We start from the raw sequence: 26,342 nt of genomic DNA, 5'->3' as shown, positions 1-26,342 counted from the left end.
CGATGTCCACGACCATGCCGGGCTCCGACACGATGCCCTTCCCACCGAATTCGGTGTATATCGCTGGTGAATGGATTTCATCCCCCGACCTGGAACGGTTGCCGGTGCTGAACCCGGCCTCGGAGGAGGTAATCGGTTCCATCGTGGACGCCTCCCCAGCCGAGGTGGAGGCAGCTTTCGCCGCCGCCCGGGCCGCGCTACCGAAATGGTCGGCGACGGCACCGGGCCAGCGAGCCGACGTTCTCGACCGACTTGCCGACGCGTTCCGTGAGCACGGTGAGGAGTTGGCGGTTCTTGCCTCCCGTGAGATCGGCATGCCCATCAAGGAGTCCCGCGCCGGTCAGGCCGACCTGCCCGAGCGCGTGCTGCGTAGCACCGCAGATATCGCCCGGAACTTCCCATGGGAAGCCCGCGACGCATCCGGAACTACGGTCATCCGCGAACCAGTCGGGGTGGTACTCGGCATCACACCGTGGAATTTCCCTGTGCACCAGATCGTCGCCAAGCTGGCGCCGGCGCTCGCGGCAGGCTGCACTATCGTGCTGAAGCCCGCCGAACTCACCCCCTTGAACGGACTGTTCGTCGCAGCCCTCTGTGAGCGGATCGGGGTGCCGTCCGGCGTCGTCAATGTGCTGACCGGTAGAGGGGCGACGACGGGGGAGGCGTTGGTTCAATCCGGCCAGTACGACCTCGTCTCGTTCACCGGCTCACTGGCAGTTGGTCGCCACATCGGTGCGGTCGCCGGTGAGCGAGTCGTTCGCGCGACGTTGGAGCTCGGAGGAAAGTCGCCCGCTGTGGTCCTTGACGACGCGGACGTCGAGGCAGCTGTGCGTGCCACCGTGCGCAACTGTTTCACCAACGCCGGCCAGAAGTGCAACGCCCCCACCCGCCTCATCGTTCCGGAGGCTCGACGTGAGGAAGCTGTTTCTATCGCCGCGTCGGCGGCCGCGGCGTACGTACTCGGGGACCCGCTCGACGAGAACTCCACGATGGGCCCGCTGGCGTCCGCTCTGCAGCGCGAGAAAGTCTTGAGCTATGTGGAAGGTGCACGCGCGCGCGGTGCACGCGTTGCAGGCGGTGGTGCGGTGGACGGGGTCAATCGCGGCTACTTCGTTCGCCCGGCGATCATCACCGACGTCGAACCAGACGACCCGGTCGTACAGGAAGAGATCTTCGGTCCCGTCCTCGTCGTTCTCGGGCACGAGGGTGAAGACGATGCGGTCAGGCTCGCCAACGACACCCCGTACGGTCTGTCCGCCGAGGTGTGGTCGGGGAACCCCGCCCGAGCCGCGGACCTAGCGCGCCGAATCCACGCCGGGCAGGTGCGCGTGAACGGGGTGCGGACACCGGCCCTGCCGATCTCGCCGTTCGGCGGTTACAAGGCGTCCGGGCTCGGCCGTGAATTGGGGCCGTTCGGCCTCGAGGAGTACGTCGAGGTCAAAGCCGTTCTTGGCGACCCAAGTGATTCGATCCCATCGAAAGAGGAGCCGCAGTGCGTGCTGTAGTCATCTGGAACCCGGGCGAGCCTTTTACCATCCACGACAACGTCTGCCGCCCGGCACCTGGGCCGGGTGAAGTGGTGGTGCGCATCCGCGCGGCCGGTGTGTGCCAGACCGATATCGCGTTGTCGAAAGGTGCTTTCGGGCAGTCGACACCGGTCGTCCTCGGCCACGAAGGCGCCGGCGAGATCACCGAACTCGGGCCGGGCGTAACCGGCCTCATCCCCGGTGACCGAGTGCTCGTCACCTGGGTACCGCCATGTGGTCGTTGCTACCACTGCGTGCGAGGGGAAACCTACATCTGCTCCAATCGTCGCCGCTCTAGTGAGCGAGGCGACGAGGGAAGTCTCTCGGTCAGCGGAGTGCCAGTCCAAGCCGGAATGGGCACCGCAACCTTCGCGGAGGAGACCGTCGTCCCGGCCACCGGAGTGCTGCCGCTTCCAGACGACATCCCCTTCGAGTACGCCGCATTATTGGGATGCGCCGTACCCACCGGATGCGGTGCAGCACTGAACTCGGCGCGGGTGCGAGCCGGAGAGTCGGTGCTGGTCATTGGTTGCGGCGCGGTGGGGTTGAGCGCTATCCAAGGCGCTGTCATCGCCGGTGCGGCCGACATCGTTGCGGTGGACCCACAAGATCCTCGTCGCCGAGCGGCGCTGGAGTTCGGTGCGACTGCGGCCCTGCCACCCGGTTCGGATCCGAGGGAGAGTTTGGTGGACGCGCCCGGATTCGACGTAGTGATCGACGCCGTCGCGCGGTCATCGACCATTCGCGACGGGTGGCAAGCAGCTCGACGCGGCGGTCGCGTCGTCGTCGTCGGCGCCGGCAAGCCCGACGACATGGTGCAGTTCAGTGCACAGGAGCTGTTCCACGACGGGAAGCAACTCATCGGGTCCTTTTACGGTTCTTCGGATATGCGCCGCGAACTTCCGCGACTCATCGCCCTGTGGAGGGCCGGGCGACTCGACCTCAGTCGCATGGTCTCCGAAGTCGTGGACCTCGAACGGATCAACGACGTCGTGGCCCGGCAGACAGCAGGCGAAGTCGTGCGTTCCGTCCTATTGGTTTGACCAGTGTCTCCCGGTAGACGCGACGCAACCACGCAGGTCACGCGATTGATCGGCGAAACCAGTGGGCGGGCGGGGCCTGGGACGGCGTCGACGGCGCGGGCACCTCTGAGTTCGCAGACCGTCGCAGCCGGTCCTACATCTATTCAGCAACGTTGCGCGACACGGCGTCAGCCGGTCCGTTTGAAGGAGACCACATTCATGGGCAATCAGACGCTCGCAAACACACCGCTCGACCGTGAGGCGCTTGACCGGTTGCTACGGCCCGAGCGGATTGCCTTGGTCGGCGCGAGCGACAAGAACCTGTTTTCTCGTCGAGCATTCGCACAGCACCACAGGGTCGCAGCGGCCAAGCAGCTGATCCTGGTCAACCCGCGCAGTCGGCAGGTTCACGGCGTCCACACGGTGCCGACGTGCGGTGACATCGACGGCGGTATCGACTGCGCGTTCCTCATGACACCGCAGCATGCGACCGGCGAAGCGCTGATAGATGCCGCTGCCGGTGGTGTGAAGGCGGCTGCCGTGCTCGGCCAGGGCTGGGCGGAGGAGGGATCCGAAGGCTTACAACGGCAAGAGGAGCTTGTCGCGCTCGCCGAGGAACTCGGGGTTGTGCTGCTCGGGCCCAATCACCTCGGGTTTGCGAATCTCTGGGACGGCGTGGCTCCGTGCGCTCTGGGTTTGGACATGCCGGTCGAGCCGGGCGCCTTCGCTCTGGTTTCCCAGAGCGGCGCAGTGGGATCGTCGATGGTCGGCTACGCCGGCCGGCAAGACGTCCGATTCAGCTTCGTCGTGACTACCGGTAACGAGGCGATGGTTACGGTTGCAGATGTAGTGCGCTACCTCGTGGAGGACGAGCACACCCGCGCTATCGGCATCTTCGCTGAGACGATCCGCAAGCCCGCGGTCTTCCGTGCTGCCGCCCGGCGCGCAGCCGAGCTGGGAAAAGCACTCATCATCCTCAAGGCCGGGTCGAGCGAACTCGCCGCACAGACTGCTCAAGCACACACCGGTGCACTTGTCGGCGACGATCGGGTGATCGACGCGGTATTGCGGCAGGACGGTGTGATCCGAGTGCGCTCGGTCGAGGACCTGATCTGCACGGGAATGCTCTGCGCTGGTACCGGACCGTTGCGTGCCAGCGGCGTCGGAGTCATGTCGGTCTCCGGTGGCGCTTGCGACCTCATCGCCGACCGCGGTCAGGACGTTGGACTCCGGTTGCCGCCGCTCTCGTCGGCGACCAAGGACCAACTTGCGCAGGTACTGCCAGCATATGGCCACCCCCAGAACCCGCTCGACGTCACCGGATCGGCCGCGACCCGGCCCGAGGTGTGGCGCAGCGCGTTCGAGTCGCTGGCCGCCGAGCCCACGATCGGGCTGATCGGCGCAGTCACCTCGCTACCGACGCCTGGCGAACCGCAACGCGACGACACCTTTCATGCCGTCGGCGCGGCAATCAGGGCCACCGGCGTCCCCGGCGTGATCTTCCCGCAGATCGATCAGATTCAGAACGATCATGTGCGCGAGGTCAAGTCAGCGTCCGGAGTGGACATCGTGCTGCCGAGCGTCGAGCGCTTTGCTCTTGCCGCCGCCGGACTCGGGCGTTGGTCGGACTGGCTACGGACCCGGCCGGGCCGGCCTGCGGCGTCTTCGGCGTCGCACGGCGATATCACCCTGCCGGGCAGTGGGCCGCTCAGCGAACTGGCCGGACGGGACCTGCTCGAGCGGGCCGGCATTCCTGCCGTCCCAGCGACACTCGCAACCAGCACTGACGACGCCGTTGCCGCCGCGGTCCGATTGGGTGAACCGGTGGCGCTCAAGATGTGCTCAGCGCAGGTAGCCCACAAGACCGAACTCGGAGGCGTCGAACTCGGCGTCTCCGGTACGACAGCGGTCGCTGCGGCATACGAGCGTCTGGCCGCTCGGGCTCAGGCGGCAGGTGTCGAACTCGACGGTGTGCTCGTCAGCCCCATGCGAACGGGCGGCGTGGAACTTCTCGTGGGAGTGACACACGATCCCGACTGGGGTCCCGTCCTAGCCGTTGCGGTCGGTGGCGCATTGGTGGAACTGCTCGACGACAGCGCCCTACGGGTGCTGCCGGTCGGACCGGACGAAGTTCGATCGATGTTCGAAGAACTGCGCGGCTACAAATTGCTGACCGGATTCCGGGGAAGCAAGCCCGCAGACATCGACGGTCTTGTCGACGTGGTACTCCGGCTGTCGGAGTTGGCGCTAGCACTCGGGCCATCGGTCGAGTCGGTCGAGATCAATCCGTTGTTGGTGGACGGCGACCGGATTGAGGCACTCGATGTCCTCGTCACACGGTCCGTTCCATCCTGAGTCAGGCCCTACCCTTCCTTGAACTGATGATTGGAAACGAATATGGTTAGACCGCCTTTGACAGGAAACCGTATTACTCCCGCTGCAGCCGAAAGCGCCGAGGCGGACCGTATGGTGCACGCGCTGCAAAGTGCTGGGATGGCGGTGCCGAGTGCCGAATTGATCGGCATGGAGAAGGCACCTATCGGGATCGGCGCCATGGCCGATACCTTCCGAATCCAGCTAACTTGGTCGGAAGAATCCGCCGGTCCTCGCTCACTCGTCATCAAGAAACCATCCGCAGACCCGGCTGCCGCGGCGACGGCTGCTTCGCTCGGCGCCTACGAACGCGAGGCCAAGTTCTATGTTGAGTTGGCGCCACGCACTGCGGTTCGGGCGCCGCGGCTCTTCGGTGTCGAACTCGACGACGGCATTCCGAGCACCGTGCTGCTGGAAGACCTGTCCGAGGACTACCAGCCCGGCGACCAGTTCGCCGAGCTGGCGCTACCGCTGCTGCGCCGGGCGCGGCATCAGCTGGTGCTGTTGCAAGCGCCATTCTGGCAGAATGCGGACACCGCCAACCTGGACTGGCTGCACCGGCGCCTCGGCGTACCGATCCCGGCCATCGTCGAGCGGATGCAGCGCTCGTGGTGGTCGGCTCGCTCGACAATCGGGAGCGGCCTGACCAGCGACGAACGAGCCTGTGTCGACCGATTCGTGAGTCACGCTGGGGAATGGGCGTCCGGCCTGAATGGACCGTGTTCGCTTGTCCACCACGATTTTCGCGTCGACAACATGCTCTTCGGGCAGAACGAGATCGTCGTGCTCGATTGGCAAACCATCGGCTGGGGTCCCGCGATGTTCGACGTGGCCTACCTGCTCGGTACCTCACTTGAACCGGAGCGCCGGCGCGCTGTCGAACGGGACGAAATTGCCCGTCACGTCGACGAGCTGGCCGAGCATGGCGTGGACTGGGACGTTGCCGAAGCCTGGCAGGCATATCGGCAGGCGGCGTTCGCCGTGCTCCTGATGCTGGTGCCGCCCATCGCAAGTGTCAAAACCAACGCGCGTATGGAGGCAATGTACCGCCGCCTGATCGCATTCGGAGCGCGCATGGCAATCGATCTGGATGCTCTCGATCTCCTGCCCGCTTGACCAAAGATCTTGACTTACTTCCGCTATCTCCATCTGGGTACGACCATCGGAGGAACCATGACCATTCCCGAGCAGACAGTCTGCGCGACGCCGGGCGCTTTCGAGCCTGTCGGCACCGGACTCAATGTCTATGTAAGCCCGGACGCGGTTGAGGGCCGCGCACAGTGGCTGGACACACCTGAAGATGTTATCTCCTTCGTCGAGAGCGGGGAGGACGTCAGCGATGTGATTGTGATCGCACGCGGCGGAACCACGACGTTCCTGTCCATGGCATTGAACGCCGGGGTGCGTGGTGTGATTACCCTGCAAGGCGCACCGGAGAGCCACCTTGGAATCCTCAGCCGCGAATACGGCATTCCGTGCATCATGTCGGTCGCCTTCGACAAGGGCGTCCGTACCGCTCGCGGCGAAATTATCCCGGCGGACGGCGTCCGAGTGCGCATGGACCTCACCTCTCGCCCGACGGGCACAGTGAGCGTCGAAACGGGTGCGCCGGTGGATGATACGCCGACGACGGACAGCGCCCCAGCCATGACGGCCGAACAGTTGGCACAGATCCAGTTGTTGCTCAACAAGTTTCAGGGCGAGGTTCCGCGCGGGCGAGAAGGTCACGAGGTTATGGTCGCCCGCCAGGGCTCGGCGGTGCTCGACCTCGATGACACGTCGATGAATCGTGAGCTCACTGTGGACGAGGTGAACGATGTGCTTCACTACCTTGTCTGGAACGAGTGGGATGCCCTCGCCGCCCGTGCCACCGAGGGCGAGTCCGGTCTGATTCCTCGTCAGGAGTACGAGGCGATGGGGATCATGGATAGCTGGTTTCATCACCCGGAGTGGCTCAGAGTCATCCAGGACCACGTGGGTGCTGACGGAATCAGCGCGATCGCGACCCGAGCGCACCGGGAGATCGGCACCAAGATCAATATGTTGCACATCTGGGCGTGCGCCAGCGCACCGAGCTTCGGGCGGGGTATCGCTCTGGAACTCGGACTGCATGACTACGACTACCGTACGCGGCGGATTACTGAAGCGATGAGCACGGTTCGACGTCTGTACAGGGGCTTGTGGGGATCTGGACCGATGTTCGCGTCGATGCGCGATTATCAGGCCCCCATCCTCGATCCGTCATGGATCGCGCGTTTCGAGTCCGACCGCATTGCACTCTCCGACGACAGGGGCCGGTCGACGTTCCAGCGGTTCAACGGCGCCCTCGAACTGCTCGGATTTCTTGTGCACTTCGACAATCGCCTCGGACTCGGCGACAGCGGCCCGTATCCCACTGCGGACGGCGGCTTCGTCATCGTGCGTGATCTGTTCATCAACGAACCGGCATACCCGTGGTCGGACACCACGGCGGGCCTGCCGTATGCCGTGACGATCGCAATGTTCTTCGCGGGTGATACCGACCTCGAGACGAAGGTGTTCGACCTCTCGACGATGTTCACCGAACCGAGCAACTACCTGCCCCACGTCACCGGCGTGGCGGTATATGCCCGCGAGAAGTTCGATACACCAATCGACCAACTGCGCACATTGTCTTTGGAGGACATGGCGCAATTGCGGGCCGAGGCGGAAACCAAGTCCGAGGCGCTCTACAAGCGGATAGCCGTTATGAGCCAACAGGAGAAGGTGATGGCCGGCGCGGTTGTCTACGCCTCGGGCTTCCTGCTGCCCTTCGCCCGCGCGGCGGGAATCTATGACGATCTCGTTCGCGATCACGGCTTCATGTCGATTCATCCCGTCGTTGAGGCATGCCACGACAGGATCGTCGGGGGCGTCGCCAGCGAGATGATCCCGCGGCTCTTCCTGACCGGCTCGTGGGCCAACGACGTACCGCCGCACAGCAGCGACACCGTATCGACCATGCCCGACGAGTTCGAGGTACTTCAGGCAATCCGAACTCGTGGGTTCGCAACCGTGGAGCAGATCTCCATCAGTAGCGGCATCCCGGCCGAACGTGTTCGCGAGGTGGTTGCGGCGAGCGAAGAGAAGGGCTTCGTCAAGCAACGCACGGGACGGATCAACGGAGCCAGCCTCACCCCCGTGGGCCGTGCACGTCTGCTGCTGGTCACCGAGGCGGCGGTAACCGCCGACCAGCACGCGGCCATCACGTCTGCCTACGCCGTGTTTCTCGGGCCAAACCGCGCCTTCAAAGCCATCGCTTCGTCCTGGCAGATGGATCAAGACCTCACCACCACGCTCGGCAGCCTGCCGCCCGTCCACCACGATGTTGCCGCGGTCATAGCGCAAGCGGCCACTGCACAGCCCAGATTCGGTCTCTATCGTCAGCGCCTGGACCATGCGTTCGAACAATTCCGGAACGGAAACACCGACGCACTAGCCCGTCCGATGGTTGAGTCGTATCACGACATCTGGATGGAGTTGCACGAAGACCTGCTGGCCACACTGGGTCGCGCACGCACCGACCACGATGAGTGACGAACGCTCGGTGGGGGCTCGACGGAACCAGCTCGATCCCCGGATCCCGATTCCTGGCACTACCAACGTCCGAGACGTCGGCGGATACCCCACAGGCGACGGAAAGCGGACCGCGATGGGCCGGCTGTATCGATCGGAGGTTCTCGGGCTTTCCGGATCCGGTGCCGAATCGCTATGGGATGAGCTCCGCACAGAGGATTATCAGTGCCTTCGTCTCAGGTCAATTGTCGACTTGCGGTCGCACCGCGAGGCCAGAATGATCCCGTCTGCCTGGGATCGAGCGACCGGCGCACAACTGGTTCACGCTCCGATCCCCGAAGGTGTCGAAGGTAGTGAGACTGACTTCATGCGCCTGCTGCGGGACGGCAAGATCACCACATTCGACGAGGAAGATCTCGGCCGGTGGTACCAACTGGTGCTACGTCGCCGCACCGACGTGCTGGGTGAGGTGATCCGAGTACTGTCAAATCCGCACCACCTCCCGGCTCTCGTGCACTGCCACGCTGGAAAGGATCGAACCGGCCTCGTTGTGGCCCTTGTTCTGGAAGTGGTCGGCGTGCCGCGGAACGTCGTGACCGCCGACTACGCACTGACAAGTAGGTACCGACCCGACCGGGCGGCCGAGCATGCTGCTCTGCTCGAGCACCTCGGAATCCACGTCGACGACGTTCGGTCCTTGTGGGAGGCGCCGGCGCGGGCGATGGAGTCGGCGCTCGAATTCCTCGACATCACCTACGGGGGAGTCGCTGCCTACCTCACGAACGAATGCTCAGTCACCCCCGCGCACATCGAGTCACTGCGCGCCCAGATGCTGGAGGATGCATGAACCCCACCACCCTAACCGAGCCCTCTATGGCGGGTGACATCGCCGAGGCTCTCCGAGCTGGTGGATCGCTGCCCGAAGGCGGGAATGTCGAGCAGTGCCGAGCGCTGCCACTCGGGGCCGGCCAGCTTGCCGACAGCTACCGCGTCGAGCTCACCTACACCCCCGGGCCGTCAGGCCCGTCGTCCGTGTTTGTAAAGCTGCCCCCCAGCGACACACACTCGGCAGCAACGGCATCCAGAATCGGCGCATTCGATCGGGAGCGATTCTTCTATGCAGAACTCAGACCGCGCCTCGACATCCGGACACCGAGGTTCCTTGGCAGCCTTCCCCGAGGGGACGGTCCGCCCGGGCTGATTCTGCAGGATCTCTCCTCCTCCACCCGTCCCCTGGACCAACTGCGCGACGGTACGATCGAACAGGTTGAATCTGTCGCAGATCAGCTGGCGGGACTCCAGGCCCCCTTCTGGGATGACGAGGATGCCGTGGGTGGCACCGACCGCTTCTACAACCGAACCGAAGACCACATCACGGGTCTCGCTGAACGCTATGAACAGTCGTGGCATCGGCACCGGGACACCGTCGGCGCTCTCCTAGACCCACAACAGCGGCAACTCATCGAGACATTCGGTCACCACTGCCTCAGCTGGGCGTCCGGAATTCGAGGGCCCCGCACACTCGTGCACCAGGACCTTCGCCTCGACAATCTGCTGTGGGGTGATGCCGGCGCCTGGATAGTCGACTGGCAGACGCTGGCCTGGACCTCACCCGCCTGGGACCTCGCATTCTTCCTGGGCACTGCACTCGACCCCGACACTCGCCGCCGAGTGGAACAGCGACTGCTCGAAGCGCACGTGAGTGCGCTGCACGACCGCGGCGTACAGGGGTGGGATATCGATACCGCAGAGCGTGAGCACTGGCGGCTCAGCGGCTCCGTACTTATCGCCATGGTTGCCGCACTCGCATTCGTGCAGCCCACCGCGCGCGGTTTCGAAATGTTTGCCTCACTCATCCATCGCGGTGCCCAACAGGCACTCGACCACGACTTGCTGTCTTTCATCTGAAATCCAAAAGGAGAACCTGTGCTGAGCAAATGGGACGACTATCCGGTGCACCAGGCGGCGCTGCCTGTGGCGCAGACCGCCTCGAGTGACCTAGGCCGCTATGACCGCCACTGGATGGCAATGCACGACATCGACTTGACCACCCAGGTCGGCTTCGGCCTCAGCGTGCATCCGAACCGCGGTATCGTCGACGCCTCGATCAGCATCGCGCGTGACGGCCGCCAAGACTCGGTGTTCGCCTCCTCCCGACTCTCGCGCGATCGCGACACAATCGCGGGCCCCCTGCGAGTCGAAGTCATCGAACCGATGCGCGTGCTACGTGTAGTGCTCGAGGAGCACGACGGTATCTCGGCCGACCTCACCTTCACCGGTGTAACACAGCACATCGAGGATGGACGGATGAGACGAGACTCAGGAACGACTCTCGTCTCGGAACGTCTCCGTACAGTGCAATTCGGAGACTGGTCCGGAGAATTCACCGTCGGCGGGGAAACCGTAACCTGCTCGCCCGACAAGTGGCGGGGCTTCCGAGACCGCTCGTGGGGCAGCCGGACCACCGGCACTGTGGCCGAAGGTCAACACGGTGTACACAAGAGCGCCATCTACTTTGCCTGGACGCTGCTGCGATTCGAGGACGAATGCTTGCTCGTAGCCGTAAATGAGATGCCGGACGGCCGCAGCGAAGCACGAACGGTCGCCGTCCTGCCCTTCCTGAAGGCCGGCGACCCGGCTTACGGCGAAGAGGATCGGATCCTCCGCGGCGACACCTTCCAATTCGACATCGACTACCGGCCTGGGACTCGCCGCGCCCAACATGTTGACCTCACCGTCGGACCGCGTGGGCTGGTCAACCGGAAGATCACCATCGAACCCGAAGGTCTATTCCTCATGCAGGGATTGGGCTACTACCACCCGATGTGGAAGCACGGCACCGATCACGGGAAAGACATTGTCGGAACGGACAGTTGGAAGCTCGCGGGCCTCGATCCGAGCGCGATGGAAAACGTTCACGCACAGCAGATTTGCCGAGCAACCCGCGCCGACGGTGCGATAGGTCTGGGCTTGTTCGAGCACGTGGCGATCGGACCGCACTTGCCTTCCGGATTGCCTGACGGGATTGCGCCACTCGGCCAGTGACGGCCTTGAATCACCACTCGTGCTGTTGCCGGGAGGCGGTCGGTTTCGACGGGATGCACCATGTTGCCTGTGGAAGCCGCCCTCATCAACCGACGTCACGCACGGCCACTTGTTCCTGACTCAACAGGAGCGCGAAAAAGGCGGGGCGTTGTGGCGCTAGTGTCCTGAGTCATAAATAAGCCATCGGTTGTTAAGGTTGGTCATGGCAACTCGTGGTCCGCGACCGACGGAGATTGTGCTGACCGAGACCGAACGCGTAGAACTCGAGGGGTGGTCGCGGCGACGCAAGACCGCTGCAGGTTTGGCGGTACGGTCGCGAATCATTCTCGCTGCGCCGATGGTGGATCGAATACCGAAGTGGCGCAGAGGTTGGGGTTGAACCGAGGCACGGTGCGGCGGTGGCGGGACAGGTTCGTCGAGGACCGATGCGACGGGTTGCTCGACGAACCACGCCCGGGCCGTCCGCGGACGATCGACGACGACAAGATCAAGGATCTGATTACCTCGACCCTCGAAACGACACCGAAGAATGCCACACACTGGTCCACACGATCGATGGCGGAGCATCTCGATATTTCGCAATCGACGGTCTCGAGAGTGTGGCGCGCGTTCGGTTTGGCCCCGCACAAACAGGACTCGTGGAAATTGTCGAAGGATCCAGTGTTCACGGAGAAGGTCCGTGACGTCGTCGGCCTGTACATGAACCCGCCCGAGCGGGCTCTGGTGCTCTGCGTCGACGAGAAGACTCAGATCCAAGCACTGGACCGGACCCAACCGATATTCCCGATGCTTCCCGCCACCCCGCAACGCGCTAGTCACGACTACGTCCGCAATGGCACCTCGAGCCTGTACGCCGCTCTAGACATCGCCTCGGGGAAGGTGATCGGATCACTCCATTCACGCCACCGCGCACAAGAATTCATCGCATTTCTTCGCAAGATCGACGCTCAGGTGCCCGACGATCTCGATGTCCACCTCGTGATGGACAATGCATCGACCCACAAGACTCCCGCGGTCAAACGATGGCTCCTCGCGCACCCGCGCTTCGTCATCCACTTCACACCGACCAGCTCATCGTGGATGAACCTCGTCGAACGCTGGTTCGCCGAACTGACCACCAAGAAGCTCCAACGCTCCACGCATACCTCGGTCCAACAGCTCAACAAAGACATCCGAGCATGGATCGAGACCTGGAACGACAACCCCAGACCTTACGTCTGGGTCAAGACCGCCGACCAGATCCTCGACTCCATCGCACACTACTGCGCCAGAATTAAAGACTCAGGACACTAGAACGCCACAACGCCGCGATCATGAGGGAATGGATCCAAAGCGATTAGCGCCCGCACGGACAGCCTCCCGCCCTGAATCGACCGACTGAGAGGGAACGCGTGGCTACCGCAGTGCGGAAGGGTCGTCCGACGGCCTGGCAGCTCACTGACGACGACATCCTGGACTTAGCGATCCTTTGGTACCCTATCGGCAGACCGTCCGCCGCCAGGATCCGCGCGGCATTCGGAATCGGGATGAACGAGTACCGCCGCCGACTCGAAGCCGCTGTACGCACCCACCAACAGAAAACTCTCGACACCCGCGGTTCGTGGCCGGACCGAGTCTATGCGCACAACGTCCTGGAAGCCGTGGTCCGGCAGGTGGTAGATGCGCCAGTAGGTGCTGGCTTACTTGACCAGTTGGTGCATTAGTTTAGCCTCGATACACCGATTCGCATGAGTGCCTGAGGGTGTCATAACGGCGAAATGCCCTGTCGTAGTGGAAGAATAATACTTCTCTAGGGTCAAATTCAGGCACGCCGAAGGGCATTTCGTAGATGCAACTATCTCACACCCGACCCGTTACGGCGGCCAGGTTCGACGACCCCGACCTCGTGGCGACCGCGGGACTGGTCCCGGTGGTGGCATTGGCCCAGGCCAGCGGCCTGCTCACGCTCGCCGATCAGCACCTGAGCGTGCCGACCGACAAGGGCGCCAACACGGGCCGCAAGATCGGGTCCCTGATCGGTGGGATGGTCGCCGGCGCCGACAGCATCGCTGACCTGGCGATCCTGCGGCACGGGGCGATGGGAACGATATTCGATCGACCCTATGCACCGTCGACGCTGGGATCGTTCCTTCGCCAGTTCAGCTTCGGGCACGTCCGGCAACTCGACGCCGTCGCCTCGCGGTTCCTGAGCAACCTCGCCGCGAAGACCCCGCTGGTCACCGGCATCGACACCGGGCGAATCCTGGTTGATATCGACGATACGATCATCGAAGTCCACGGCCACGGCAAACAAGGCTCCGGATACGGCTACTTCGGGATCCGCGGGCTCAACGCCCTCATCGCCACCGTCACCAGGCAGACCGCTGCGCCGGTGATCGTCACCCAACGCCTGCGCCGAGGAGCGCGCGGCTCCGCACGTGGGGCCGCCCGGATGGTCGCCGACGCCCTGGCCACCGTCGACCGGCTGCGCACCCACGCCGGCGGACCCAGCGGCAACGGGGCACCGAAGGTGCTGATGGCGTGCGCCCAGCGGCGGGTGGTGACGTATTGCCGGGCTTCGCATTTGGTGAGCCAGAGGTCTTGTTCGACCGCGGAGAGGTGCGGGCCGTGAAGTGCGGCGGTGGTGAGGGTGACGGTGAGGGCGGTCAGGGTGCGGCCGGCCACGGCGGAGGCAGAACGATCCTCGCAGTGGTGGGGTCCAAGGGGAGGACCCGGCAGATGGTTTCGGCGATCGAACCCTTTGCATGGAGCATATTCTCGATATATCGAAGCCGCAGTTCATGTTCTCGATCATGCTGTGACTGCGCCGCACTCACGTCATGATGTCCAAGTTGCCCAAGGCGACCTGACGCCTTATCTGCAGTGACGTTGCTTGTGGCCTCCACCTCCGCAACTGGTGGTCGTCGCCATCCGGTCGATATGCGAACGAGGAACGAGCATTGATTGCTGGCTCGTGCGTCGATCGCGGGTCCCGAGGAGATCGCTTCTTGGCATCTGCTCTGGAGCCGCTGACATTCCCGACTCGGGGTCTTGCGGGTGGCCAGCGGTCGATTGGCCTACTTCGTCATCTCGCTCGGCCAACTGCTGGTGAGCCCACCTCGCGAGCAGCTTCTGCTTCTGCGATTAGCCTCTTTTCTGAAAGTCTCAGCAAGTTCGTCCGCGTTTCGGTGTCAAGCGAGTGTTGTGATGTGTGTAGCACCCGTGTTAGCCGCTTATAGAAGATGGATGGCGTGACACCGAAGTTGACGAATATCTCTTCCCGGGTTCCGCCACCGAAGTAGTGCCAACGCCGTGCGAAGTCGATCATTCGTGACGTCTCTGTGATCGAGGTGGGCTTCATCTGAGATGTCGAATCCTTTGCTGGGTGAGACGCGCTTGAGCGAGTCCTCGGCTCTTCTCGCAGTTCACAAGTTCGTTGTTTTGCTTTGTTGTTGGGTCTTGTCCGAATCCCTCTCGAGGGATTCATAATGCGCTGGTCGATAGCGGCGCATGGTGACTGCGATGATGACACCGGCAGCAAACGCAACCGCGAGTATGACGCCGAGGGCTACCTCGGCGGCGGTGTTCTCACCGACGAGTAGTCCAAAGTTCTGTATTGCGATAACGAGGACGACGACCATGCCGATCGAGGAGACTGCCGGTGCAATCAGGGTTGTCCACGTGCCGTCGGACGTCGGATGGTGGCGGAAGAAGCGAATGACGGCGATGCCTGTTGTTGTCATCATGATGATGATGCCGAGTGTTGCTGCGCCGGAGAGCCAGGTGAATGCTTCCGAGATGGGGTCGAGTCCGAGAGCGACGATCATCATCATGCTGACGACGGTGATCAGGGAGATCACTGCTGATGAGCGTGATGGGGCATGATGTTTGGGACTGATTCGTCCGAGCGAGCGGGGTATGACACCTTTGGTACCCATAGTGTACTGGTAGCGGGTCAGGACGTTGTGGAATGCCAATGTGCATGCGAATTGACTGCTCACCAGCAGTACCAGCATCACGTCGCGGGCTATGGGTCCCACATACTCGCTGGCGAGGTTGAGCACTGCCACTGTTGGGTCGTCGCCTGTGACCGCAACGGCGCGGCTGGGGCCGATGCCCATGATCACGCACCACATGGTGACTGTGTAAAACAGTCCGATACCGATGACGGCAATGTAGGTTGCGCGAGGGATGGTACGGACGGGGTCCTTTGCCTCGTTGCGGAACACTGCGGTTGCTTCGAAGCCGAGAAAACACAAGAAGGCGAACATGAACCCGAGGCCAGGGGCGCCTTGGGTGAGCATGGACGGGCTGAAGGGCTCTGCCGAGAGTCCCTCCTCGCCGCCCTGGAGGATGATCGCGGTATCGACGACGATGACGATGGCGGCTTCTAGGACGAGGACCAGTCCGAGTACGCGTGCGGAGAGGTCGACGTTTCGATATCCGAGGTAGCCGGCAAGTGCGAACGCGATCAGGCACCATGTCCACCAGGGCAGGTCGATGTGCAGGAATATTCGGCCGGCGTTCGATGCGTTTACCCCAAGATACGTTGTACTGCCCACCAGGAGCATCAGATACGAGACGTATGCAAGTGTCGCGCAGCCGGTCCCGATGATCCTGCCCAATCCGGCCTGGATATAGGAGTAGAAGGCACCGGCGTTGGGCACATACCTGCTCATGGCTGTGTAGCCGACGGCGAAGACGGTGAGTAGCGCTGTGACCATGAGCAGGAACAGGGGTGCGCCGATGCTCTGCTCGACTGAGATGATGACCGGGAAGGTAGCGGCCACAACACCGAGTGGGGCTGCCGCGGCGACGACCATGAACACGATGGAGCCCACGCCGAGACTGCTTCGGAATGAGGTCTCGCCTTCCCCAGCGATGTTGGTCGGTGCGGTGCTTGGTCCTAGATTCTCAGATGTATCCATTGCCTGCTCCGCTGTTCTGGGCCGTGTAGGTATAGGGAAGAAGTTTCATGTGGACTGTCCTCACAGGGATTTGCGAGTGGAGTCGATCTCGGACAGGACCTTCGCCAGAGCGTTCCGGATCAGGGTGAACTCCTGGTCTTCGGCGACGAGTGGGGGTGATACACAGATGATCGGATTGACGCTGTCGAGCGAAACCCGCGTGAGGATGCCGAGGTCCTCCAAGGCGCCGGCGAGATGGGGGCGGGCGAACAGACGATCTCGCTGGGGTTGGCTCAACGGCGAACCGTTCGTGTCGGTACCGGTCAATTCGACGGACCAGAAGAATCCGGCGCCGCGGACGTCACTGACGATCTCGAGATCACGGAGGGACTCCAAGCTGGTGCGCAGCGAGTTTTCCTTCGCACGGACCTGTTCGGGGATCTGAAGGCGTTCCATGATCTCGAGGTTCTTGAGGGCTACAGCGGCCATGACAGGGTGTCCACCGAAGGTGTTCCCGTGCTGCAGGGAAACGCCTTTTTCGGAGAAGGGCTCGTACACACGGTTATTGACGATCACTGCGCCGATCACTGCGTGCGCTGACGACAATCCCTTGGCGGTGGTGATGATGTCGGGGGTGAAGTCGAATCGCGTTGATCCGAACCATTCTCCGACGCGCCCGAAGGCGGTGATGGTCTCGTCCGAGACGAGCAGGATGCCGTACTTGTCGGCAAGCGCACGAATGCCGGCGAAGTAGCCGTTCGGTGGGGTCAGCGATCCGCCGTGGTTCTGGATGGGTTCCAGAATGATCATGGCGACGGTGCTGGGATCCTCGGACACGATTCGTTGCTCGAGGTCGTCGAGGAGGAATGCGGTGAAATCTTCCTCGGATTCGCCTGCGGGGCGGCCTGCCCGAGCTGTACTCCGCGCGTGTGCCACGGCCGGTACGAGTGGCTCGAAGGGTGAGCGCATCCGATGGATGCCGCCGAGGGATAGTGCGCCGAGCGTCGTCCCGTGGTATGCCATGTCGCGGGCGATCGCCTTCCAGCGGTTTTCACCTCGGAGCTGATAGAACTGTCGTGCAATCTTCCAGGCGGCTTCGACGGATTCTCCGCCGCTGGGCGTCAGGAACACATGGTTGAGGTCGTCAGGGGCGAGCTCGGCGAGGCGTGCAGCCAGTTCGATCGCGCGCGGGTGTGTGGTTGTCCAGTTGCTGTGATAGCCGAGCTGGCGATACTGGTCGAGCGCAGCCTGTCCGAGTTCTTCACCGTACGAGTAGCCGAGGTTCACGCAGAACAGGTTGGAGACTGCATCGAGGTAGCGGTTCCCGTCTGTGTCGAAGAGGTAACTTCCCTCTCCTCGGGTGATCACTTTGAGGGGGGTACGCTCGGCCTCCGCCATTTCTGCGAAATGCCGCCACAGGTGCTGTCCTGCAGTCGTGCGGTAGTCGGCGTCATCGGCCACGGCGTCGGGCATGAAATCGAGGTGTGTCACAGGCTCTCCTTGGGGTGTCTGGATCTTCCGCGGCAGATTCGCGCGTGTCTCATACCGGCGAGAGGCAGGCACCGTGACATGTCGACCTTCGTGTGATCGCTGGTGCAATCGCCGGCCTGGGTCGGTGGCTACTGGGCGCGCTGACGTCGCCATCGTCTGGTCTCGGACCAGGCGGCGCTTGCGTTCATGCTGCGTTGAAGTGGATAAGACGCTAGCCATCGTTGGACACGGTGTCAACCGTCACACTGGGCGAGCATGTGGTGGAAAATCCGGCGGATCGTGCGTGGTCATGGGCAGGGAAGTCCCATTTCATACCCGTCGCGAGAGGGATGATCTACCTACTTGTCGTTGAGGTTCGCACAGAGACGTTCGATCCAGGCTCCGCGGCCTGACGCACTGCCGATTCCACCGTTCGGCCGGACCTTCGCCCAGGAAAACCGGGCCTTGACACGGTGTCTAACGCGTGGTTAGTTTGTCCAGTGTGAGTCCGGCAACAATCACCGTTGGTTGAGTGGATGCCCCGGAGCGTCGGACCAAGCGACGATTCGTGAGAGCTGCCGATCGCAGTCACAACTTTAAGGAGCGCAATGCCGAAATTTGATGGCTTCAGCGCTCCGGCGCAGCACGAAGAATCTCGAGAAACGGAGTCCCCGTTATGGGCAGGATAGAAGGCAAGGTCGCGTTCATCACGGGCGCTGCGCGTGGGCAAGGGCGCGCCCACGCGGTACGTTTCGCTTCCGAGGGAGCCGCCATCGTCGCCATTGACATCTGCGAGGCGATCGAAGGTGTTCCGTATTCGCTGTCGACCAAAGATGATCTCGACGAAACGGCACATCTGGTACGCGAGGCCGGAGGTCGTGTGATCACCGCCGTCGCTGACGTACGAAACCAAGAATGTCTTGACAATATTGTTGCAGAAGGTATTTCGGAGTTCGGTGGCATCGACATCCTCATCGCAAACGCCGGCATTCTGACATCGGAAGGGCGTGCGTGGGAAATCTCTGACCGAGCCTGGAACGACATCCTCGATGTGAATCTCACAGGCGTGTGGCGCAGCGTGAAAGCTGTCGCACCCACGATGGTCGAGCGGAACCAGGGCGGCTCCATTGTCCTGACGAGTTCGTACACCGGATTAAAGGGCGAAGGATACATCGCACACTACGCCGCCGCCAAGCACGGGGTGGTCGGCCTCATGCGCTCCCTCGCCCATGAGCTCGGGCCGTACAACATTCGTGTCAACACGGTAAACCCGGGCAATACCGCCACGGGAATGGTCCTCAACGACTTCAGCTTCGGCCTCCTCAGGCCCGACCTCGCCAACCCGGACAGGGCGGATGCGGCCGAGACCCTCAAGCATTTAACACTTATGGATGTCGACTTCATCGAGCCGGAAGACATCGCCAATGCCGCCCTATGGCTGGCATCGGACGAGGCCCGGTTCGTCACGGGCGTCACCCTGCCGATCGACGCCGGCTGGTACGCCAAGAGCACCTAGACAGCATCTGGATCCCGAGCTCTGGGGTCCTACCTGCCACTGAGCTACTGATAGGAACCACAATGACGACCGAACAAGGCGAGTCGCCCCCGATCACCCACGACGATCAGTTCGTCTACACCGAAATGACCACCGACAGAGTCGCGATCGTCAGGCTCGAGCGACCAAGAGCCAACGCATTGTCGCTCGCAGTCCTGCGCCAGCTCGACGAGGCGTTCCAGGCGCTCGCGAGTGACTTGCCCGGTGCAGTTGTCATATGGGGGGGCCCTCGCATCTTCGCCGCCGGCGGCGACATCTCGGAGATGGGCGGACCCGAAGATGCGGCGCGCTTCGTGAAAGCATTCCGCTCGACCTTCGACAGGATCGCCTCCATCCCTCGTCCGGTGATCGCGGCCGTGTGCGGCTACGCATTGGGTGGTGGACTCGAACTCGCGTTGTCAGCCGATCTGCGTGTTGCAGGCGAGGGAGCAAAGTTCGGGTTGCCCGAGGTCAATCTGGGACTCGTGCCCGGAGCTGGAGGGACCCAGCGACTGAGCAGGTTGGTCGGGCCATCCCGCGCGAAAGATCTGGTGATGACCGGTCGTCAGGTGAATGCAGAGGAAGCCCTCCGGATCGGCATTGCCGACCGAGTCGTGCCCGACGACGAAGTGTTCAGTGAGTCGATCGCCCTCGCGAGGCGCCTGGCCACCGGACCCAGTGTTGCTCTGGCCACGGCCAAAAGTCTCATTGACGCCAACTTCGATCAGCCGTTGAATGCCGGGTTGGATGCCGAGGGCCGGGCCGCAGTGGCCATGCATCACACCGAGGACGGCCGCGCGGGTGTGAAGTCGTTTATTGCGAACGGTCCGGGCCAGGCAAAGTTCGTGGGCAGGTAGGTCCGACGTGACGAATGTGAACAGCTCGGTCCTTGATGACGCAACGTTCCCCAACGGTGGCGGTACCAGACCGTCGAAAGAGGCTTCGACGGTCGACGGACTGATGATGGACACCCCCCTGACGACCCAAATGCTGTTTCGGCGTATGCAGACTATATGCGGACAGCGCAGGATCGTCACGATCACCGATGACGGCAGGCGGATGTCCCAAACGTTCGAACAGGTATCCCGTCGCGCGGCGAGCTTCGCGCAAGCACTCGACAGCTTGGGCGTCTGCAGAGGCGACCGCGTCGGAAGCTTGCTATGGAATACGCAGGAACACGTCGAAACCTACTATGCCACAATGGGATTGGGTGCGGTCCTTCATACGATCAACCCCCGCTTGCACGACGAGCAGGTCATCTACACGATCAACCATGCTGGTGATCGCGTGATCGTCGTTGATTCGTCGCTGGTCGACCAACTCGACCGTGTGCTCGACAAGCTCGCCAGTGTGGAGCATGTAGTCATCGTCGGTGACGGCGCGAGTGTGGTGTCGAGGTCGGCGAAGGTACATAGATACTCTGAAATGCTCACCCTCGGTGAAGGGGTGAACTTCGAGTGGCCAGCGTTGGAGGAGAGCTGGGGGGCTTGTCTGTGCTACACCTCCGGTACCACTGGGAATCCGAAGGGCGTTCTGTACACCCATCGCGCGATCGTCCTGCACGCATTGACGATGGCTGGCGTCGGCGGTCTCCAGGTGCAGGAGGGCGACCGAGTCCTCGCGCTGGTCCCGATGTTCCATTCGTTGGGGTGGGGTCTTCCCTTCGTCGTCACTGTCACCGGATCAGACCTGGTTCTTCCCGGACGCAATCTCGGTCCCCAGGCCGTTGCACGGGTGATCCGTGACGAGAGGGTCACTTGGGCCGGCGGTGTCCCAACCCTCTGGATGGATCTCCTCCGCCACGTCGAGGATCCCTCGAATAAGGATGCTGTCGACCTTTCGAGCCTGCGGATGGTCCTCTGCGGGGGTGCGAAGGTAGCAGTGCCGCTCATGCAAGCGTACGACGAGAGGCTGTCCGTGACGCTGATTCAGGGGTGGGGCATGACCGAGACATTACCCGGCGCCGCAATGAGTTTGGACATCGTAGCGCCACCCGCCGAGCGCTGGCAGCGGCGCGGTCAGGTAGGACGGGTGTCCCCGCTATACGAGATGCGGATTGTCGATGTGGACGGCAGTGTTTTGCCCTCCGACGGCACATCTGTCGGCGAGGTCGAGATCTCGGGTCCGATCGTGGCTGGCAGCTACTACGGACCGGAGGACACCTCGGACAAGTTCCACGAAGGTTGGCTGCGCACAGGAGACTTGGGAACACTCTCGTCCGACGGCTGGCTGGACATCACCGATCGCGCGAAGGACGCGATCAAGTCCGGAGGAGAATGGATTAGCTCGCAGGACCTTGAGTCGGCGCTCATGGCTCATCCGGCCGTCCACGAAGCGGCGGTCATCGGCGTCCCAGACCCGCGATGGAGTGAACGGCCGGCAGCCTATGTCGTTGTTTCACCCCACGGACCCACAGATGACGAACTGCGAGAGCATCTGCGTTCCCACGTCGCGAACTGGTGGATACCCGAGGAATATCACCGCGTCGATACTCTTCCTCGCACAAGCACAGGGAAGTTCGACAAGAAGGAACTGCGGCGCCACCGTGCGGATTTGGCAGGTAGCCTGCAGAAAATCTCTCCGGTAGAGAACGCCTAGAGGCAGAGAAGGATTGTCAGCATGCCATCAGATGAGCAGGACAACAGGGAACGGATCCTGGCGGCGGCACGGCGCCACTTCAACTCGCCAGGATACAACTCCGCTCGCGTCGCCGACATCGCGAAGGATGCTGGTGTTTCTCGGGCGACTGTGTACAACCACTTCCCGGACAAAGATGCAATCCTGGCAGCGCTCGTCGACGAGTACCTTGCAGGCTACGCCAGAATCGGCGAGGCGATGAGCGCAACCGTCGACGTCGGCGATACTGTGTTCGCCATCCTGTTGAGAATGGTCGAAGACACCTTGATGTGGCGGGTGGAGAATGCGGACCTGCGACCAGCGATAGACGTGGCGCGGCAGGTTCTTCCAGCGAACCTGCTGGAGGCGAACCGGGCCGCCGACGAGGTACTGCGAGGTCACCTGGCCGATGTGTATCGACGAAGTACCGCCCACGGGATTGTCCGCGACGACATCGATCCCGAATTCGCGGCCTCCGCGCTGTATTCGATGATCGAAGCAGTGCTCAACGCCACTGACGTCGGTTCGAGTGTGGACGAGATCAAATCAGCGGCATTGCAGCTTGCGCTTCTGCAATGGTACGCGGTGTACACGATTGTTCCCGAGCAATCCCCGAGGTTGGACAGCATCTGAGACTTTCGTCGCCCGTCGGCGATAGCAGTTTCGATCGCATCGAATCGGCTACACGTGACGCCGATGGAGATCCTACCGACCCGAACAACCTTCGATCGACTCAGTGATCTCCGAACGGAGTCAGCATCGCGGGTCCGGTCAACCGTCACCGTTTCCTGCGCGAACTGGCACCACCGGTGGTTGTGCCCCTGATCGTTGGCGACGCACTCCTCTGCTCGAGGTCCTCGGGCGGCCAGCCACACAGCAAAACTCATCCTACGAGGCCCGAGCCTCCGATTGGACGGACATGATGACCGAATATGCAATGACCATCGACGGGACGCTGGCGAAGTCGGCTACAGAATTCGATGTGGTGAACCCGGCAACCGGCCAGGTGTTTGCCACCGCCCCTGATTGCACACGCGAGCAGCTGGATCAGGTGATGGACACGGCTCATCGAGCTTGGCTTGAATGGCGAACGGACGAGGGCGCTCGGCGCAAGGCTCTCCTGGAAGCTGCCGAGGTGCTTGGATCCGCGGCGAACGAACTCGCTGCCCTTGTCACCGCAGAGCAAGGAAAGCCCCTCAGCGAAGCCGCGGAAGAGGTACGCGACGCACAGACGTGGTTCCGCTATTACGCGGACGTCGAAGATCAGCCTCAGATCATTCAAGACGATGCCATTGCCTACGTCGAAGTCGTGCGCAAGCCGCTCGGGGTTGTCGCTGCCATCACACCGTGGAACTTCCCGATCACCCTGGCCGCATGGAAGTTGGCACCGGCGTTGCGGGCTGGCAATACCGTCGTGCTCAAGCCATCTCCGTACACGCCCATGGCGACGCTGCGGCTCGGTCAGCTCCTCTCCGGGGTGTTCCCGCCCGGTGTCGTCAGCGTCGTGAGCGGAGGCGACGAACTCGGCCAATGGGTGACTTCGCACAACGTGCCGCGCAAGATCTCCTTCACCGGATCTGTCAGAACAGGCATGCGTGTTGCCGCCACCGCCGCGACCGATCTCAAGCGTTTCACACTCGAGCTCGGCGGAAATGATGCAGCGATCCTGCTCGACGACGTCGACGCCGCGTCCATCGTGGAGAAGCTCTTCTGGGCTGCGTTCGAGAACAACGGCCAGGTGTGTTCGGCGATCAAACGGATTTACGCGCCCGCGTCCATCTATGACGAAGTCGTCGAAAGCTTGGCTTCCTACGCCCGATCGGTCAAGGTCGGCGACGGTGCCGTCGAAGGCACCCGCCTGGGCCCGATCAACAATCGGCCGCAACTCGAGAGAGTTCGCCATCTGGTTGACGAGGCACTGAGGCAAGGGGCGAGGTCCGCCACGGGGGGAAAGCTCATTGAGGGTCCGGGCTACTTCTATGAACCGACAATCCTGGCGGATGCCTGCGATGGCATGGCCATCGTTGACGACGAGCAGTTCGGGCCGGCCCTTCCCGTTGTGCGATATGACAATCTCGACACCGTCATCGAGCAGGTGAACTCATCGAATTTCGGGCTGTGCGGCTCGGTCTGGAGCAGCGATCTCGATCGCGCCAGCGCAGTCGCGCCCCGAATCGACAGCGGAACAGTGTTCGCGAACACGCATCTCGCGCTCCAACCGAACCAGCCGTTCGGTGGATCGAAATGGAGTGGGATCGGCGTCGAGAACGGGATTGCGGGGCTCCACGGCTTCAGTGAGCCTCAAGTCTTTCACCGGCCGGCGCGCAGCGTCGGGTAGACCGTCCCGCTTCTGATAATCGAACGTCAATGAATTGAGAGCCTATGAGATCCGCGGTTATCGTAGATGTGGTCCGGACACCATCCGGCAAGGGCAAGCCGGGCGGCCAGCTGTCACATCTGCACCCCGTGAACATCTACGCCGATGTCCTGAACTCCATGATCGAGCGAACAGGACTCGATCCGCGACTTGTCGACGACGTGATCACCGGCTGCGTGAGCCAGGTCTCCGAGCAGTCCTCCAACATCGCCCGAAGTGCAGTTCTGGCGGCGGGTTGGCCCGAGCACGTCCCGGGCACGACCATCGACCGGCAGTGCGGCTCCAGCCAGCAGGCGCTGCACTTCGCAGCACAGGGTGTGATGGCCGGCGCCTACGACATAGTCGTGGCCGGCGGTGTCGAACTGATGAGCCGAGTCCCGATGTTCTCACCCGTGCAGGGGAGCGACCCATATGGGGACAGGCTGACTGCCCGCTACAACGACGCGCTCGTCAACCAAGGTGTGTCGGCGGAACTGGTCGCCGGCAAATGGGACCTGTCACGCCGACAGCTCGATGAGTATGCGGCCGAATCGCACCGCCGCGCTGCCGCCGCAGCCTCGGACGGCGGCTTCCACAACGAGATCATCCCAGTGGGTACGGCGACCCACGATGAGACGGTCCGGGGTAACACCACCAGCGAAAGTCTCGCCGGGTTGAAGGCCAGCTTCGCGACGCCGGAAACACGCACTCGCTTCCCGGATATGGATTGGCGCATCACACCCGGAAACTCCTCACCGCTGACGGACGGGGCCTCGGCCGCATTGATCATGGGTGAGGACACCGCGAAGTCGCTAGGGCTGCGTCCACGTGCTCGTTTCCACTCGTTTGCCGTCGTCGGAGACGATCCCATCTTCATGCTGACTGCCCCCATCCCGGCCACGCAGAAGGTGCTGAACAAGGCGGGGCTCACGATCAGTGACATCGATGCTTTCGAGGTCAACGAGGCATTCGCTTCCGTTCCACTGGCATGGCTGAAGGAAACTGGCGCCGACCCCGCCAAACTCAACCCCCGCGGTGGTGCAATCGCCCTCGGGCATCCTCTCGGGGCATCTGGTACGCGCCTGATGTCCACAATGCTCAACTACCTCGAATCCACCGGTGGCCGTTTCGGCCTCCAGACGATGTGCGAGGCCGCTGGTATGGCGAACGCCACTGTTATCGAACGGATTTGACGCTCGGATGAAGCGTCTGGGTCACACCAAACGGACTCTGATCCGTGCGAACCATGAAGGAGAAGCAATGTCCACAACTGATGTGAACCGCGCAGCGGTCCTACGAGAATTGATGGTCGATCGATGGAGCTGCCGCTCCTACCTCGACAAACCCGTTACCGATGACGTCCTCGACGAGCTCCTCACCATGGCACAGCGCAGTCCCTCCTGGTGCAACTCGCAGCCCTGGCACGTCACAGTGATCCGAGGCGATCGCCTCGACGACATGCGAGAGAGGTTCGTTCGCCACGCGGAGTCGCATACCGAGGCGCCCGACCTTCCCTTTCCCCTCCGGTACGAAGGTGTGTACCGTGAGCGTCGCCGTGAATGCGGCTGGCAGCTCTACGACAGCGTCGGAATCCAGAAAGGTGACCGCGAAGCCTCGCAGAAGCAGGCGATGGAGAACTTCCGATTCTTCGGCGCTCCCGCCCTCGCGATCATCACCACCGAGGCAGACCTTGGCACCTATGGTGCAATCGACTGCGGCGTCTATATCGGGAACTTCCTCCTTGCAGCCCAATCGCTGGGGCTGGCGACCATTCCGCAAGCCGCTTTGGCATCGCACTCAGGGTTCCTTCGCGGCGAACTGCAGCTTCCGGACCACCGCAAGGTCGTCGCAGGTGTCTCCTTCGGATACGCCGACGAGAACCACCCCGCCAACGGCTTCCGCACCCACCGTGCAGACATTGGTGAAAGCAGCACCCGAGTCGGCAGCTGACCGATCCGGCGCAACCACACCACACGGAGA

17 protein-coding genes and 2 pseudogenes are annotated in these 26,342 nt (G+C 62.6%); 17 read left to right on the top strand and 2 right to left on the bottom strand.

All coding sequences use genetic code 11. From position 1 onward, the window contains the following. Positions 1–2 precede the first annotated feature (2 nt). From ACH49N_RS23450 to ACH49N_RS23405, 10 genes and pseudogenes are all read left to right on the top strand, one after another. A complete protein-coding gene (locus tag ACH49N_RS23450) occupies positions 3–1,505 on the top strand; it encodes an aldehyde dehydrogenase family protein (RefSeq protein WP_050785286.1) in 1,503 nt (500 codons plus the stop codon). After that, entirely contained in the window at positions 1,493–2,569 is a 1,077-nt protein-coding gene (locus ACH49N_RS23445) for a Zn-dependent alcohol dehydrogenase (protein ID WP_012687176.1), read from the top strand. The genes ACH49N_RS23450 and ACH49N_RS23445 overlap by 13 nt, the downstream gene beginning before the upstream one ends. 198 nt (positions 2,570–2,767) lie before the next feature. Continuing rightward, positions 2,768–4,903, top strand: coding sequence for an acetate--CoA ligase family protein (locus ACH49N_RS23440; protein WP_012687177.1), 2,136 nt, complete (start codon positions 2,768–2,770; stop codon positions 4,901–4,903). Positions 4,904–5,014: 111 nt separating this feature from the next. Continuing rightward, positions 5,015–6,037 (top strand): phosphotransferase family protein, encoded by a 1,023-nt coding sequence (locus ACH49N_RS23435; protein ID WP_080512626.1) that lies wholly within the window; start codon positions 5,015–5,017, stop codon positions 6,035–6,037. Between the two features lie 57 nt (positions 6,038–6,094). Beyond that, the gene (locus ACH49N_RS23430) at positions 6,095–8,476 is read left to right on the top strand and encodes a PEP-utilizing enzyme (protein ID WP_043827458.1); all 2,382 of its coding nucleotides are present in this window, start codon (positions 6,095–6,097) and stop codon (positions 8,474–8,476) included. After that, positions 8,469–9,302, top strand: coding sequence for a tyrosine-protein phosphatase (locus ACH49N_RS23425; RefSeq protein ID WP_050785288.1), 834 nt, complete (start codon positions 8,469–8,471; stop codon positions 9,300–9,302). Before ACH49N_RS23430 ends, ACH49N_RS23425 begins: the two co-directional genes overlap by 8 nt. Continuing rightward, a complete protein-coding gene (locus tag ACH49N_RS23420) occupies positions 9,299–10,363 on the top strand; it encodes a phosphotransferase family protein (protein ID WP_231869152.1) in 1,065 nt (354 codons plus the stop codon). Before ACH49N_RS23425 ends, ACH49N_RS23420 begins: the two co-directional genes overlap by 4 nt. Before the next feature lie 18 nt (positions 10,364–10,381). Further along, positions 10,382–11,500: a hypothetical protein gene (locus ACH49N_RS23415; RefSeq protein WP_006932568.1), complete on the top strand. Its 1,119-nt coding sequence runs from the start codon at positions 10,382–10,384 to the stop codon at positions 11,498–11,500. A gap of 202 nt (positions 11,501–11,702) precedes the next feature. Next, positions 11,703–12,793, top strand: a pseudogene (locus ACH49N_RS23410) (IS630 family transposase). 535 nt (positions 12,794–13,328) lie between these two features. Beyond that, a pseudogene (locus tag ACH49N_RS23405) lies at positions 13,329–13,973 on the top strand (IS1380 family transposase); the annotation flags it as partial. A 931-nt stretch (positions 13,974–14,904) separates the two neighbouring features. Here ACH49N_RS23405 and ACH49N_RS23400 read toward each other — a convergent pair. Both ACH49N_RS23400 and ACH49N_RS23395 read right to left on the bottom strand, forming a co-directional pair. Beyond that, entirely contained in the window at positions 14,905–16,320 is a 1,416-nt protein-coding gene (locus ACH49N_RS23400; RefSeq protein WP_358274822.1) for an APC family permease, read from the bottom strand. 147 nt (positions 16,321–16,467) lie between these two features. Continuing rightward, positions 16,468–17,877, bottom strand: a complete 1,410-nt coding sequence (locus tag ACH49N_RS23395) for an aminotransferase class III-fold pyridoxal phosphate-dependent enzyme (protein ID WP_012687186.1) — start codon at positions 17,875–17,877, stop codon at positions 16,468–16,470. A gap of 655 nt (positions 17,878–18,532) precedes the next feature. Between ACH49N_RS23395 and ACH49N_RS23390 the strand changes: the two genes are divergently transcribed. The 7 genes from ACH49N_RS23390 to ACH49N_RS23360 all read left to right on the top strand — a co-directional run bounded on the left by ACH49N_RS23390 (position 18,533) and on the right by ACH49N_RS23360 (position 26,312). Further along, positions 18,533–19,372 (top strand): mycofactocin-coupled SDR family oxidoreductase, encoded by an 840-nt coding sequence (locus ACH49N_RS23390; protein ID WP_012687187.1) that lies wholly within the window; start codon positions 18,533–18,535, stop codon positions 19,370–19,372. Positions 19,373–19,434: 62 nt separating this feature from the next. Continuing rightward, a complete protein-coding gene (locus tag ACH49N_RS23385) occupies positions 19,435–20,247 on the top strand; it encodes an enoyl-CoA hydratase/isomerase family protein (protein ID WP_012687188.1) in 813 nt (270 codons plus the stop codon). Positions 20,248–20,350: 103 nt separating this feature from the next. Beyond that, complete coding sequence (locus tag ACH49N_RS23380; protein WP_012687189.1) at positions 20,351–21,988, top strand: long-chain-fatty-acid--CoA ligase; 1,638 nt, start codon at positions 20,351–20,353, stop codon at positions 21,986–21,988. 21 nt (positions 21,989–22,009) lie between these two features. Then, on the top strand, positions 22,010–22,639 hold the full coding sequence (locus tag ACH49N_RS23375; RefSeq protein WP_012687190.1) for a TetR/AcrR family transcriptional regulator: 630 nt from the start codon (positions 22,010–22,012) through the stop codon (positions 22,637–22,639). 304 nt (positions 22,640–22,943) lie between these two features. Then, positions 22,944–24,344, top strand: a complete 1,401-nt coding sequence (locus ACH49N_RS23370; RefSeq protein WP_012687191.1) for an aldehyde dehydrogenase family protein — start codon at positions 22,944–22,946, stop codon at positions 24,342–24,344. Between the two features lie 44 nt (positions 24,345–24,388). Next, positions 24,389–25,555: an acetyl-CoA C-acyltransferase gene (locus ACH49N_RS23365; RefSeq protein ID WP_012687192.1), complete on the top strand. Its 1,167-nt coding sequence runs from the start codon at positions 24,389–24,391 to the stop codon at positions 25,553–25,555. A 67-nt stretch (positions 25,556–25,622) separates the two neighbouring features. Next, positions 25,623–26,312, top strand: a complete 690-nt coding sequence (locus tag ACH49N_RS23360; protein ID WP_012687193.1) for a nitroreductase — start codon at positions 25,623–25,625, stop codon at positions 26,310–26,312. The last annotated feature ends 30 nt before the right edge of the window (positions 26,313–26,342 follow it).

Source organism: Rhodococcus sp. NPDC019647 (assembly GCF_044389235.1).
In the GTDB taxonomy this organism is placed as follows: Bacteria; Actinomycetota; Actinomycetes; order Mycobacteriales; family Mycobacteriaceae; genus Rhodococcus_F; species Rhodococcus_F oxybenzonivorans.
The sequence above is the reverse complement of the archived record's forward strand: the minus strand, read 5'-3'. Positions and strand labels throughout refer to the sequence as shown.